A 14,187-nucleotide genomic window follows, 5' to 3' on the forward strand; every position below is an offset into this window, starting at 1 on the left:
ATGGCGAAAAATCTACTATTAGAAATTGGTTTAGAAGAAATGCCAGCCCACGTGGTTTGGCCAAGTATCAAACAATTAGAAGAAAAAGTGTCAAAATTCTTAGCAGAAAACAGTTTGACCTTTGAATCCATTGAGACCTTCTCAACTCCTCGTCGTTTAGCGATTCGGGTAACCAATATTCCTGACCGTCAAGAAGACGTGCAAGAAGAAGTTAAAGGTCCAGCGAAGAAAATCGCACTAGACGCTGAAGGCAACTGGAGCAAAGCGGCAGAAGGCTTCGTCCGTGGTCAAGGCTTAACAACTGATGCGATCACTTTCCGTGAACTGAACGGTGTGGAATACGTGTATGTGACAAAATACATCCACGGAAAAGAAAGCAAGGAAGTGTTAACTGGACTTCTTGATGTTGTCAAGAGCATGACTTTCCCAACCATGATGCACTGGGGCGACACGATGTTTGAATATGTCCGTCCGATCCATTGGATTATCGCTTTGTTGGATGAAGAAGTGATTCCCTTTGAATTATTGGATGTGCAAACTGGACGTACAACAGAAGGCCATCGTTTCTTAGGTGATCAGGTAGAATTAGCCGATCCAAGCGAATACGAGGCAAAATTAGAAGAACAATTCGTCATTGCAGATGCCCACAAACGTCAGCAAATGATCGTCGCTCAAATCGAAGAAATTGCCGAAAAGAATAACTGGGTGATTGATCTTGATCCTGATTTATTGGAGGAAGTAACCAACCTAGTGGAATACCCAACCGCATTTGTGGGCGATTTTGAAGAGCGTTTCCTATCGGTACCAGAAGAAGTGCTGGTTACTTCAATGAAGGAGCACCAACGTTACTTTGAAGTTCGCAATCAAGCAGGCATGCTATTGCCACACTTTATCTCTGTTCGTAACGGAAACAGCGTGAAACTAGATAACGTCATCAAAGGAAATCAAAAAGTCTTGGCTGCTCGTTTGGAAGATGGCGAGTTCTTCTTTGAAGAGGATAAGAAATTATCGATTGACGATTGCGTTGAAAAATTGAAGAATGTAACCTTCCACGAAAAAATTGGCAGCATGTATAAAAAAATGCAGCGGGTCGGCTTGATCAGTCAAGTCATTGGAAAACGCATCGGCTTGAGTGAAGAAGAATTAACAGATTTGCAACGTGCATCAGAAATTTATAAATTCGATTTAGTCACAAATATGGTGGGTGAATTTCCTGAACTTCAAGGAATCATGGGGGAAAAATATGCACTATTGAAAGGTGAAAAGCCTGCTGTCGCTACTGCGATTCGGGAACATTATTTACCGATCTCAGCAGAAGGGTACTTACCACAAACGACGATTGGTGCTGTTTTAGCGATTGCTGACAAGATCGACAGCGTATTAGGCTTCTTCGCTGTAGGAATGATTCCTAGCGGTTCAAATGACCCTTACGCGTTGCGTCGTCAAACGTATGGAATCGTTCGGATTGTTGAAGCTCAGGGCTGGACCTTCCCATTCACCGACATGCAAGGGGCGATCGTGGATGCGATCAACGAAGATGTTTTGGATTACGGCATTCATTTCAACCGTGATCAAAAAGAATTCATCGAGTTTTTCAAAGGCCGTATTCGTCAACGTCTGCAAATGTACAATGTTCGTCATGATATTATCGACGCAGTTGTAGATTCCCATCAAGATGATCTAGTGCAAGTCTTCAATACGGCAAAAATTCTTGATCAGCATCTGACGGATGAACACTTTAAAGAAGCGATGGAAGCTCTGACACGTGTGATCAACTTAACGAAGAAGGTTGATCCGTCAGTCATCACCTTCAAAGTAGATCAAAAGCTATTTGAAAATGATACTGAAAAGGAATTATACGATGCGGTGAAGGAAGCCGAAGACGAGTTTGCTAACCAAAGCATGGCTGAGAATTATCAAACCTTGACGAACCTGCGTCCAGTAATTGAACGCTATTTTAACGAAACCATGATTATGGTAGACGATGAAAAAGTTCGCGACAATCGCTTGAATCAATTAGCGATTATTGCTCGCATGGCTAATGCGCTAGCAAGCTTGGATAAGATCATTACTAAATAGCAAAAGAAAAGCCTTCGAGTTCGTGCTCGGAGGCTTTTAAAGTATGAATTTCAACAATAGCGGGATATACGCAAGATACAACAAAACAGAATAACCCATAGAAGATGTGGCAAATTGCTGATCGGCATCGTAGGAACGTGCCAAGATGGGAACGGAACTTTGTACAGGCATTGAAGATTGAATAATAAAAACAGCGAGCATTAACGGTGGGACTGTGATCCACTGACCTAATAGCCAAACAATCAGTGGGGAAATGACGTAGCGTCCGATAAGTACTCCAATGATGTCTTTACTCAATGTCAGATTCTTAATCCCGACATTGTAAACGATGATTCCGATGACAAACATCGATAAGGGCGTGGATAAGTTCCCCAGATAATTTAGGAAGGTAGCCACAGAAGTTGGTACGGTAAAGTTGACCAACACAGCACACAATCCGATCAAAAAGCCTAATAGCGCAGGAGAAAATATTTTCTTCAAAATCGGTACGATATGAAAGCGAACAGTTGCTTGTTCGATCTGAGGATTGTCGCGGGCGATGAAGTAAATACCGAGTGTCCAAAAAATTGATGTATTGACGATGTAATAGAGTAATGCATACGGAATCGCACGTTCTCCAAAAATAGCCATATTAATCGGTAAACCAATGAGAATCGTATTGGAGCATGTGAACATAGTGGAGAATATTCCTCTACGGGCTGGAGATGTATCAAAGATACGTTGATAAACAAAGCTCATTACAAAGGTCAACAGCATGGAAATTAAAGGGATCATTGTTCCACCGATAAGATCTAGAAATTCAGAGCGGGAAAAGTTTTTTGTAACGGTCAAAAACATATTACAGGGTAGGGCGATCTGTAAGACCAGCTTTGAAAAAGCATCCCCGATTTGATTAGAGAACCATTGCTTATAGGTCAGCACGTAGCCGATAAACATCAAAACAAAAATAAAAAGAATATTGATATATGCAGAAACCATTTTTTCACCTCGCATCTACTATACAGAAAAACACGGGTGTCATCAATTGTTGATGGCACCCGTGTTGATCGTTTTTCTTCCTGCTTCAGCAGGGCAGCGAACTCGTTCGCTAACGGTAAGCTAGCTGTCGCTGTTCTCTTGATAATTCAATAACCCAGTCAAATTTTCGATTTGTTCCTCGAGACTATCACCTACGGTTGTATCCTTAATCAAGATGCGCTTCAGGTCTTTATCAATCACGCGTTTCAAGGAGGTTTCATCGGCTTGCTTAGTTAAGAGGTTATCGACAGACTCAAATGGATCATGAGTCACTAGTTGGAAACCGTAGGAATTATTCAGCAAAGAATAGCCAGCGATTCCTGTGGTTTTCTGATAGGCTTTTGACAATCCGCCATCAATGACGAATAGCATGCCTTCCCCTTTAATCGGCGATTCACCATCTTGGACCTTCACAGGTGTGTGTCCATTGATAATTCGTGAGTTTGGTGAGTATAGGGCAAACTCTTCCAAAATCATTTGACAAGTTTCGTGAGTATCTCGAAATTGATAATACGGATTTTTAATTTCTTTGTGGGTCTTTTTGTCGGCAATAAAATAGCGCTCAAAGGTGGTCATGGCACTCTTGCCAAATTGTGGCGATATTTTCCCCGTCCAGCAATTCCAGATCCAATCGGCAGCGGGACTATCGGTTTGCTGACTTTGACAGCCTGAACGAATCTGCTCTTCGAAGAAATTCAATAGGTCTTTTCCGGCATAATCTTTTCCATCCACCGTTAACGGAAGGAAACTGCCATCCGCTTTTAAAGGCAAACAGCCATGGAAAAGCAGATGCTGATTGTACACTAAGTACATCGAGCCTTTATTCAAGAGTAGCTGCATGTGTTCTTGCATTTTTGCCGATTGCTGGAAGGAAGTCAGCAGCATGTCTACTACATAATCTTCCTGTTCGGTCAAGGCATGCACATCCTCTTGCAATGTCTGGAAGCAACTGCCTTGCAGCGGATAGTCTTTGCCAGCTAAATGAACCGTATTCTTATCAAAGTCAATCTTTTCAAACAATAAACGATCATTCATTTGAAATTCCGGATGGCGCTTAATCAATTGGCCCTCCAACTTGAATTGCAGGATCGACAAAGCTTGATGAACTTTTTCTAAGCTGTCTAGGCTCTCAATGGAATAGCTCTCGCTACTGTTCTTTTCTTTTGGAGTAAAGACTGGATTTTTTTGGTAATGCTCCTCCGCATACATAAATAGCGGACGAAGATTTAATGCATAGGCCTGTTCGATCTCATATAAGTAATTGTAACGTGCGGCGATCCGCAATAGAGTCATCAGACAAGCGCGAGAGCCTGCGTAAGCGCCCATCCAAAGAATATCATGATTTCCCCACTGAATATCAACAGAGGGATGCTGACATAGCTTATCCATGATCTTATCGGCTTCTGGTCCGCGATCGTAAATATCACCAACTACATGAAGATGATCCACGACTAAACGCTGGATACTTTGGCATAAAGCAATTATGAATGATCGACCTTGTTCCAGATCCAACAGATGAGCTAGAATTTGGTCGAAGTACGCCGCCTTGTCCGTATAGTTGGTGTCGGTGTACATCAATTCTTCAATAATATAGGCATAGCGCTTCGGCAAGGCTTTTCGCACTTTTGAGCGCGTATACTTAGTTGAACAGAATGCCAGCAGTTCTAGTAACTGACGAATTTTTTTACGATACCAAGAACGGTCCCGATAGGCATAAAAAGCTTTATCGTCCAAGGCTTCACGCGGGTACGCCACTAAAATCGTTAATTTATCTTTTTCATGCTCCGTTAGGCGATCCCCAAAGAGCAGGCTGATTTTCTCTTTAATATTACCGGCACCAGTGCGCAGGATATGATCAAAGGCGGTGAATTCCCCATGAATATCACTGATGTAAAGTTCGGTTCCTTTGGGCAGATGCATGATGGCTTCTAAGTTAATGAGTTCAGTCATGATCGCCTCCTTGGTACTAAATTCTTTTTCCAACATTTGATAGTATTTTTCACGGGTTGATAGCATAGCGTACTCCTCTGTTATAAGCGATTATCTAAATGCTCACAAATCAATGTTGCCGATTCCTCGATCGATTTGTTGGTAACATCCAGAGTAAAGGCACCCAGTTCATCATATACATTCAACGCGTAATCGACTTCTTCTTTGATCCGATTAATGTCTGAGTAGCGGGAATTTTCAGCTAATCCAAGAGAATTTAACCGACTCATCCGAATTTTTTTCTGAACTTCCGGTTCGATCAACAGGCCAACGAGTTTTTCCTTGGGAACCTGTTTGATTTGTTCAGGCAGAGGCACTTCCGGAATCAACGGCAAGTTGGCCACCTTCAAACGATTATTCGCTAAATACATGCTTAACGGAGTCTTCGAGGTACGTGAAATACCCAGCAACACAAGATCGGCTTCTAAAAAGCCTTTCGCATCTTTTCCATCATCGTACTTCACTGCAAATTCAATTGCCGCGACGCGGTCAAAATACTCTTGGTTCAGCTTATGAACAACACCAGCCTTTTGCAATGGAGCGACGCCCGTTTTTTGGTGAACGATATCCATGAATTGGCTCATTAAATTAATGTATTGCAACCCTGTTCGATCACCGAAATCCTCAACGATTTTAGTCAAGTTGTCGCTAACTAAAGTCGTTACTACAACAGCACTGTCCTTTAGCGCATCGCCTAAAATGCTTTTCAATTCTTCTTCATCTTTCGTGAATGGAAAACGATAAGACAAGTCAAAGTCCACTGTTGGGAATTGAGCCGCTGCGGCGTTGACTAATTTCAGCGAGGTCTCGCCGACGGAATCAGAGATCATATATAATGGTACACTTCTTTTCATTTTTTTCGCTCCTATCGATTGGTTTCAGTTTGTTTTGCTTGTTGCATAATATAGTTGAAAATACGCGATTTCGTAATTTTCCCGATGACTTTCTTTGGATCGTCTTCACTGACTACCGGTAGGGAATCCACCTGATAATCAAGTAAAACGGCACCGGCTTCTAGGATCGTATAATCCTTCGTGCAGGTTTGCAGATGCGGTGCACGGGTCATAACAACAGCCACTGGTGTATTTTGCAAATTGCTGTTCAGCGATGCTCGCAGTAAATCTTTGCGCGACAATAACCCGACAAGATGCTGCTCTTTGTCGGTCACATAAATGGAGCCAACGTCATACATAAACATATTGGTGATCGCATCATGAATCGAGGTGTCCTGCGGCGTAAGCAAAGGTGACAGCATGATCTCTTCAACTTTGACAGAAAAGATTTTGTCGAACAGAAATTGTTCGATGCCCACACCTGTGTAGGTGTAACCAACTTTTGGGCTTGCTTCCAAAATGCCTGCCATTGTTAAAAAGGAGAGATCGGTTCGTAAAGTAGCATGTGAGATTCCTAAGTGATCGGCAATTTTTTCACCGCTCAGGGGTTGATCGCGCTTAACGATCTCAATAATTTTCTCTTGCCTTTGTGATAGATTCATAGGTCCTCCTAGTAATGCATTCGTTCTTCTGTGAGAAAAAATGAATTGGATTTTCTTTCAATCGCCGTTGAGCTCGTACTCCGAAAAATCAACGACTTGAATACACACCCTATTATACACGTATTCATTATATAAACAACATGATTGATTGAATAAACACATATTTAAAAAAATTCAGAAAAAAAGGGGTATTACTTTCTAAAAAAAGACTTTAGCAGTATAATTCTTTTTGTTGATGTTTCATAACCCGTTAGTCAAGGGGTCAAGACGCCGCGTTCTCAGCGCGGAGGCACGGGTTCAAATCCCGTACGGGTTATCGTATTAAGTCGCTTTACAGTATTCTACTGTTGAAGCGGCTTTTTTTATTGTAAAAGAAAAATAAAGAAGAGGGCATCTGTGGTGATTGTTGCTATATACTAGAGGAAAAGAAACTATTATACGAGGGAGGTTCGTAATGAACACTACAAGTGTAAAACAGTTATTGCAACAGAAGGCTAAAGCAGACTTGGGATTTTACCCGACGCCACTTTATCGCTTAAACAATTTGTCGAAAAAGCTAGGCATCAACTTATCTATTAAACGAGAAGATTTTTCTGGGCAAAGTCTATTTGGCGGAAATAAAATCCGGAAACTCGAGTACCTGATTGGAGATGCTAAAGAACAAGGAGCGGACTATATTTTCACCTTTGGAGCAACGCAATCCAATCATGCGATGCAAACAGTCGAAGCCTGTCGTAAAGAAGGCTTGAAACCAATTTTATATTTAGTTGCTTATGTTGAACCAGATGAAAAAGACCTTCGTAGTAATCTATTGTTGGATCGAATTTTAGGAGCCGAGGTTCATATCATTTTGAAAAATCCCGATGAGACAGAGGAGGAAATGAGTGCTCGCTCTGTCAAGCTAGCACGAGAGCACATGGAACGTCTAACAAAGGAAGGGCACAACTGCTATGAAATTCCCATGGGCGGTGCCAGTCCGATCGGATCAGCCGGTTTTATTGATGGTTCTGTGGAGCTTGCAGAGCAGGCAGCCGCTATTGGACAAGAATTTGATTATTTAGTTCACGCGACTGGATCAGGCGGAACGATGGCAGGCTTAGTCGCAGGCAAGAAGCTGCTAAAGTGTCCCATGCGGATTCTCTCTTTTGATGTGATCGGTCATGAGTACAGTTATTTAGAAAATTCAGCGAAATTAGGAAATGAAAGTTTAACATGGCTAGGAGCAGAGGCTTGCTTAACGGCTGAAGACTTTGAGCATGACAATCAGTATTTTCTTCCTGGCTATGAAATGCCAAGTGAGGCTGGAAATGATGCGATTCGGCTGCTGGCAAGAGAGGAGGGACTGTTTCTAGACCCTGTTTACTCTGGCAAGGCCTTCGCTGGGATGCTGGATTATATTGAAAAAGGTATTATTTCACAAGGTAGCAATGTGGTTTTTCTACATACAGGCGGGGCTACGGCACTATTTGCAGAAAAAGCAATCTTAGGAAACTTATTGGATAAATAATTCGATTGGGGGAATAGGAAATGAGTAAAAAGGTGGTTTGGATCTGGTCGACAAATGCAAATCAGGGGTTCAGAGGATTTGCGACTACATTTGGCATGCTTGTCAGACCTTACAAATTTCAAAAAGAAGTTCGAGAAGCTTTAGCGCCAGAGTGGGAAGTTGAGTTTATCAGCGATGATATTTCGGAAGATGAAATACCAAAAGGTGATGCTACTATTTGCAGTCGAGCCATGGAGATCTATCTAGACAAAGACAGATATCACAACCTTGTGGTGATCCCAGAGCTGGAACTTATGCAATATGATTATTCAGCGATTAAGCAAAGATTGGCAGAGTTTCTTTAACAGTTACGCTCGTTCAATAGGAGATTCAATAGTGGACCATTCACAAAAGTGATGGTTCATTTTTTTGTAAAGATATCTTTACATCGTTATTAGAAAAGAGTATTCTATCTGTAAAGATATCTTTACATTGGATTGAGGGGGTAGAAATGAACGTTCATAATAAAATCAGAGCAATCCGTGAAGCAAAAAAGATTCCGCAAAAGAAAATGGCGGAGGATTTGAATGTCTCACGCCAAACAATGACCGCGATCGAAACGATGAAATACAATCCCAGCTTAGAATTAACCTTAAAGATCGCGCAGTATTTTGAACTGCCAGTAGAAGAAATTTTTCAGTTAGAGGAGGAGTAATGTGGAAATCATTGTGAAATGCGTCGTAAATTTTGTATTTTTCCCGATAGTCATTATTGGTTTAAGCTCTATAGTTTCATTTTATTATGGGATAAAGCGTTTAATAAAAAAGCACTCTATTGAAGCGTTCGATAGAAAAATTGTTTTAGAGACGGTGTTAATCAGCTTCGGCGCTATTTTACTATTGAGCATTTTCCGCTGGAAGCTGCCAGAATTGTTGACGACGAACATACATCAAGCTATCTTCCCCAGTCATCAATATACCGTTGCAATAATTGGAAATAGTACATTTGATATTCACAGTCTCTTTTTTTACTTTGCTGTAACAGGCTTCATTTATAAGTTCAAGGAAGTTCAATATGGAGTTATCCCGAAGAAATATTTCATTAGAAGAAATCTTTTGCCAATGTTTGCTATATCAATGTTTTGTACTTTTGCGCCACTTCTTTTTGAACAGGTAACAAAAGGCTAAAGGTCTTTTACGGATGAGATGAATAAGAATTTTTTTGTGTGACAAAATTTCTTTGGGAGGAAAAATATGTTCGATAAAATTTATTATAGTCTAGGGATTGTTTTAGGTATTTATTCTTTCGTAGTACTCTTTTCACTAATTAAAACGGTAATGGTCTTCCCTGAGACAGATGAGTTAGAGAAAAAAGTCTTTTTTGAAACATTATCAATCAGTATGGTAGTAATTCTAGTTTTACACTTACTACAACTAATTTATTCTATGATAGCTCCAGGAGACTTCCGTCCAATTATTTCGTCTGGTGGCCATTCAGTGATTAGAGGAATCAACGGAAAAATTGTGCATTTCGATAGTTTCCTATTCGATTGTACGGTAATTGCTGTTGTCTATAATATCAGGCAATTGAGATATGGTTTGATTTCAAAAAAATTTTTCTTGTTAAAAATTCTCTGTTGTTTTTAAGTATCATCTTATTCTTCATTTTAATGATTCTTCGCTTTTTTAATTAAGCTTTTATTTACTAGAAATTTGAGAAGGAATTATAGTGAGAAGAAAATAAAATGAACGGATTTAAAGTAGAATGGAGGAGTGTAAATGGTGTTGGAATTAATGGTACATGTTGTTTTTTGGGGATTTACTTTATATTCATTGATTGGTTTGTTGTCCTTGCTCAGAGTATTTACAGGAGTGTATCAGTATGATGAATTAGAAAAGAAAGCCGTATTCGATGCCTTATCTATGAGCATGGTAATGATTCTCTTGATAAATTTGCTGCAATTGAGCTTATCCTTTTTACTTCCGTCAGAATGGAGAGGATTCGTATCACCTGGAGGTTTTTATCATGGAGGGTTGATAAGTAATGCACCACTACATTTTGACAGCTTCTTGTTTGATTGTTCCATTATTGGAATTTGCTATATGGTTCGCCGATATCATTTTGGGTTGATTAAATCAAAGAATGTTATCCTTTCAATGATTGTTATCTTAGCAATCATTTTTATCCCCTTTCTTTTATTTCAATTACTAAAATAGGATTATTACGATACTATAATAAGTTCTCTTTTTCTCGTTCAAGACAAAATAATCTATTTTTAAGATCATTCTTCAAAAATAAAGCTATTTAATAGTATAATGAAAACAACTTTGTGAAATGTTTGCTTAGGGTTGTTGCAGCATTTTCATAAATGATCAAAAATTGTTGAGTTGGAGTGATTAAATGGAAGAGCATTTGAAAAAGGCAAAAACATGGAACATGGTATTGATTATTTTAGGGTTACTTTCAGTTGTATCGACACTGGCTGGTTTACCCAAAACGTTAAACCCGAAATTGAGTCATTACGAAGTGATGGGTTCGATGGCTCAGCAGATGTTTGATTATGTGAATAATCCGCTGATAAAAGGGATCTCAGTGTTGACTTTAGCAATTTCGATTGGTTTGTTGATTTTCTTTTTTAGAGCGAATAAGAAATTAGCGGATGAGATCATCCCAGCAAAATTTCCTTACTATCTTAAGATTGGTTGGAGTTTATTGGGTTCGGCGATAGGCTTTATGCTTCAGCCGAAGATGCAGATGGAGGGGATGGATTTCACCTTCGTAACAACGATTGTTGGGATAGTCTTTCAGATTATTTTTCTGATCCCAGCAATTTTAGTAATCGTCCATCTTTTTAAAGCAGAACCAGAGGAGTAGCAGATGAAAAAGAAAAAAATGACAAAAAAACAAAAGATCCGTTGGAGTATTATTGCGGGAGTACTTGCGTTGGTATTGTTTATTGGCGCATTTATTTATTCGCAAATGAAATCTACGACGGTCAAAGACAACAAATATAAGACAGTCACATTAAAAAAATCCGATCCGCTAACCTTTAATGGAATTGTGGAAGCAACGCATACACAGGATTATTACTTTGATCAGACATTGGGAAAAATATCTGAAATCAATGTTCAGGATGGGCAAGCGGTAGAACAGGGCGCGACCTTACTGAGCTATACGAACACGGAATATCAGGAGCAAGCGGATGAACAAAGCACGAATTTAGATAAGCTCTACCTTGCTGTTTCAAATGCACAAGAAAGTTTGGCGATTGCACAGGATAAGCAGGCAAAAGAGCAGCAGAAATTAAACGAAGCAACAGCCAACTATAACAACACAAATGAAAATAGTGAAGAAGGCGCTGCTAAAAAAGAGCAATACAATCAGGAAATGACCCAATACGAAAGCAGTGTGGATGCTGCGGCTGATGCGGTTGTTCAAGCGAGACAAGCGTTGGAGAGTGCGAATGTAGAGTTAAACTCAGCATCACAGAGTGTGACGAAAATGCGTGGAAAAGTCAGCTCAACTGTTGCCAGTGCGACAAAAGGAACAGCCTATATTAATGAAAAGGGCAAGAACGATCCTTCTGTTCCAGTGGTAAAAGTCGTTAGTAACGAGGTTACGATCGAGGCAAAAGCTTCTGAATATGATTACCCGCAAGTTCACCAAGATGCATCGGTAACCATAAAACCAATCACTACGAATCAAGAGATCGCGGGAACAATCACCCATGTAAATAAGCTGCCTGATCAAGCGGAAGTAGCTAGTCAGGCGGGGGCAGCAGGCGGCGGCTCGACTAGTTCAGTCTCTAATTATAGTTTTATCGTGAAGCCGACCGAAGAGCTGCAATACGGCTATAATGTTCAAGTTGTCCTACCATTGAATGAGATTCGTTTACCGAAAAAAGCCGTAAAAAAAACCGGCGATATCAACTATGTCTTTGCCTATCGTGGTGGAAAAGTGCATGAAGTTACGATCCAGGCGGAGGATAAAGGAGACTACTTCATTTTGAAGGAAGGACTCAAAGACGGCGATCAGATCATTTCAAATCCTGACAAATCGTTACGTGACGGTCAGGAATTGGCGGTGGATTAAATGATCGAACTGAAAAATATTAATAAGTACTATCGCAACGATGAAGAGTCGCTGCATGTTTTAAAGAACATCAATTTAAAAGCGGATGCAGGGGAAATGATCGCTATCATGGGACCTTCTGGTTCAGGAAAATCAACCTTGATCAATCTGTTGGGATTTATTGATACGAAATTTGAGGGGCAGTATTTATTTGAAGAGGAGAATTTGGTCGCCACCACGGATGATCGCTTATCTAAAACCCGCAATCAAATGGTGGGCTTTGTTTTCCAAAATTTCAGCTTGATCGAAAATTACACGGTCTATGAAAATGTGGAGCTGCCATTACTTTATAATGGTTACGGCTTTCACCAGACTAAAGAAAAAGTCATGTCAGTTCTGGAGAAGGTTGGGATCGCGGATAAAGCTGAAAAGCGTCCACGTCAGCTTTCAGGTGGACAGCAGCAGCGGGTGGCGATTGCACGGGCGCTGATCAATCAACCAAAATTCATTATTGCTGACGAGCCGACTGGGGCTTTGGATACTCATACGTCAAATGAAATCATGGAGCTCTTTAGAGAGTTGAATCGCCGTGATCAAGCGACAATCTTTCTAGTTACCCATGATCCAGAGGTGGTACCATACTGTACACGCCTAGTGAAAATCAGAGATGGGGCCATCACTGAGGACAAGGCGGTGAGCGACGAATGAAATTCTATGTAAATTGGCGTTCCTCTCTTGGTTCAATCTTTAAGAATAAAAAGCGCAGCGCCTTGACGATGTTTGGAATCGTGATCGGGATCGCAGCGGTAATCGCCATTCTTTCGATTGGTCGCGGTTTTGAACGAGATACGATTGCGAGTCTGACCGATGATGAATCAGATCAGTTGAAGGTCGATATCAATTTCGTTCCAGGAAATGATGCGTTGTATTATTCGAATGTCGATATGATCCAAGCCTCTGATTTGAGCATCTTGAGAGATGTTGAGGGCGTAGAATCTGTTGCCTATCCGAAAAATGATTTATCTTACATTTATAAAGAAGTTAAGATAAAGGATAAATCAAAGAACTACCGTATTGGCGTTGTTTCGAATAGCGGTGACGCTGTCAGTTACGGGCGCGCAATCAGTGCTTATGATAATCAAACACAGAATAAAGTCGTGACGATTGACGCTAGCTTAGCTAAAGAGATTTTTGGTTCAGCTAGTAGCGCAGTCGGTCGTGGCTTCGAGTTGGATAATCAAGTTTTTACGATCATTGGCGTCTTTCCATCTGGTGCGGAAGAGACAATGTTCACAGAAGGAACAACAAAAATTGTATTACCGCGTCAAACGTATATCCATTTCTTTGGTAACGAACAGGATACCAGTGCAGTGGTTCTGACTCTAGCAGATGGAAGTCAACTGAATAAAGTTGCTGATAAAGCGATCAAGAAACTTCAGGAAGCTGGAGCGATGCGTCAACAAGGGGAATACCAGGTTTCCAATATGGCGATGATGACAGATGGCATTAGTGATGTATTAAATAGCATCACACTCTTTATTAGTGCTGTTGCCGGGATTTCATTGTTTATCGCGGGTGTCGGGGTCATGAACATGATGTATATCTCCGTATCAGAACGGACAAAGGAAATCGGGATTCGCCGAGCTTTGGGAGCTACACGTGGGGCAATTCGACTGCAATTTTTATTAGAAGGGATGACCTTGACCTTGGTTGGTGGAATCATTGGCTATCTGCTAGGAATGATTGTTGCCTATGCGATCGGTAGTGCAATGGACATTTCAGTATCCGTCGATTTGTTTACCGTTGCTCTAGCAGTTGGTGTTTCTAGTGGGATCGGATTGATCTTTTCCGTTATGCCAGCTTCAGAAGCAGCCAAGAAAGATTTGATCGATATTTTGAGATAGAGGATGACCCATTTCCTCAATTAGAAAACGATCAACGGAGCTATCTCAATTCGAGATAGCTCTTTTTTGCGAGTTGCGCTTTTCGCAGTTTAATGAGAAAAGAGCATTGATCTCAGATTTTGAACAAGTAAATAGTAGTGGTGTTT

General features: G+C 40.7%; 15 protein-coding genes and 1 tRNA gene. 12 read left to right on the plus strand and 4 right to left on the minus strand.

Annotation, left to right across the window (positions count from 1 at the left end):
- Nucleotides 1–2,079 carry a glycine--tRNA ligase subunit beta gene (gene glyS / locus IGI44_RS04290; protein WP_438786581.1) on the plus strand — a complete coding sequence of 693 codons (2,079 nt, stop codon included), beginning with the start codon at nucleotides 1–3 and terminating at the stop codon, nucleotides 2,077–2,079.
- Between the two features lie 36 nt (nucleotides 2,080–2,115).
- On the opposite strand, the gene IGI44_RS04295 is transcribed toward glyS, so the two are convergent.
- From IGI44_RS04295 to IGI44_RS04310, 4 genes are all read right to left on the minus strand, one after another.
- Nucleotides 2,116–3,057, minus strand: a complete 942-nt coding sequence (locus IGI44_RS04295; RefSeq protein ID WP_438786582.1) for an AEC family transporter — start codon at nucleotides 3,055–3,057, stop codon at nucleotides 2,116–2,118.
- A 120-nt stretch (nucleotides 3,058–3,177) separates the two neighbouring features.
- Nucleotides 3,178–5,112, minus strand: coding sequence for a fructose-1,6-bisphosphatase (locus IGI44_RS04300; protein WP_438786583.1), 1,935 nt, complete (start codon nucleotides 5,110–5,112; stop codon nucleotides 3,178–3,180).
- 14 nt (nucleotides 5,113–5,126) lie between these two features.
- A complete protein-coding gene (locus IGI44_RS04305; protein WP_438786584.1) occupies nucleotides 5,127–5,939 on the minus strand; it encodes a pyruvate, water dikinase regulatory protein in 813 nt (270 codons plus the stop codon).
- A gap of 11 nt (nucleotides 5,940–5,950) precedes the next feature.
- Nucleotides 5,951–6,580 (minus strand): helix-turn-helix transcriptional regulator, encoded by a 630-nt coding sequence (locus IGI44_RS04310; protein WP_016181339.1) that lies wholly within the window; start codon nucleotides 6,578–6,580, stop codon nucleotides 5,951–5,953.
- A gap of 244 nt (nucleotides 6,581–6,824) precedes the next feature.
- Between IGI44_RS04310 and IGI44_RS04315 the strand changes: the two genes are divergently transcribed.
- The 11 genes from IGI44_RS04315 to IGI44_RS04365 all read left to right on the plus strand — a co-directional run bounded on the left by IGI44_RS04315 (nucleotide 6,825) and on the right by IGI44_RS04365 (nucleotide 14,041).
- A tRNA-Glu gene (locus IGI44_RS04315) sits at nucleotides 6,825–6,896 on the plus strand.
- 138 nt (nucleotides 6,897–7,034) lie between these two features.
- On the plus strand, nucleotides 7,035–8,087 hold the full coding sequence (locus tag IGI44_RS04320; protein WP_438786585.1) for a 1-aminocyclopropane-1-carboxylate deaminase/D-cysteine desulfhydrase: 1,053 nt from the start codon (nucleotides 7,035–7,037) through the stop codon (nucleotides 8,085–8,087).
- Nucleotides 8,088–8,107: 20 nt separating this feature from the next.
- Nucleotides 8,108–8,431 carry a hypothetical protein gene (locus IGI44_RS04325; protein WP_438786586.1) on the plus strand — a complete coding sequence of 108 codons (324 nt, stop codon included), beginning with the start codon at nucleotides 8,108–8,110 and terminating at the stop codon, nucleotides 8,429–8,431.
- Nucleotides 8,432–8,577: 146 nt separating this feature from the next.
- Nucleotides 8,578–8,781: a helix-turn-helix transcriptional regulator gene (locus tag IGI44_RS04330; RefSeq protein WP_438786587.1), complete on the plus strand. Its 204-nt coding sequence runs from the start codon at nucleotides 8,578–8,580 to the stop codon at nucleotides 8,779–8,781.
- A gap of 1 nt (nucleotide 8,782) precedes the next feature.
- Complete coding sequence (locus tag IGI44_RS04335; RefSeq protein WP_438786588.1) at nucleotides 8,783–9,253, plus strand: hypothetical protein; 471 nt, start codon at nucleotides 8,783–8,785, stop codon at nucleotides 9,251–9,253.
- Nucleotides 9,254–9,319: 66 nt separating this feature from the next.
- The gene (locus tag IGI44_RS04340; protein ID WP_438786589.1) at nucleotides 9,320–9,712 is read left to right on the plus strand and encodes a hypothetical protein; all 393 of its coding nucleotides are present in this window, start codon (nucleotides 9,320–9,322) and stop codon (nucleotides 9,710–9,712) included.
- Nucleotides 9,713–9,844: 132 nt separating this feature from the next.
- The gene (locus IGI44_RS04345) at nucleotides 9,845–10,282 is read left to right on the plus strand and encodes a hypothetical protein (protein ID WP_438786590.1); all 438 of its coding nucleotides are present in this window, start codon (nucleotides 9,845–9,847) and stop codon (nucleotides 10,280–10,282) included.
- Nucleotides 10,283–10,466: 184 nt separating this feature from the next.
- Nucleotides 10,467–10,940 (plus strand): hypothetical protein, encoded by a 474-nt coding sequence (locus IGI44_RS04350; protein ID WP_438786591.1) that lies wholly within the window; start codon nucleotides 10,467–10,469, stop codon nucleotides 10,938–10,940.
- Nucleotides 10,941–10,943: 3 nt separating this feature from the next.
- Nucleotides 10,944–12,158, plus strand: a complete 1,215-nt coding sequence (locus tag IGI44_RS04355; RefSeq protein ID WP_438786592.1) for an efflux RND transporter periplasmic adaptor subunit — start codon at nucleotides 10,944–10,946, stop codon at nucleotides 12,156–12,158.
- On the plus strand, nucleotides 12,159–12,845 hold the full coding sequence (locus tag IGI44_RS04360) for an ABC transporter ATP-binding protein (RefSeq protein WP_438786593.1): 687 nt from the start codon (nucleotides 12,159–12,161) through the stop codon (nucleotides 12,843–12,845).
- Nucleotides 12,842–14,041 carry an ABC transporter permease gene (locus tag IGI44_RS04365; protein ID WP_438786594.1) on the plus strand — a complete coding sequence of 400 codons (1,200 nt, stop codon included), beginning with the start codon at nucleotides 12,842–12,844 and terminating at the stop codon, nucleotides 14,039–14,041. The genes IGI44_RS04360 and IGI44_RS04365 overlap by 4 nt, the downstream gene beginning before the upstream one ends.
- The last annotated feature ends 146 nt before the right edge of the window (nucleotides 14,042–14,187 follow it).

Origin of the sequence: Enterococcus sp. DIV0756 (assembly GCF_051710745.1) — a bacterium.
GTDB lineage: Bacteria > Bacillota > Bacilli > Lactobacillales > Enterococcaceae > Enterococcus_A.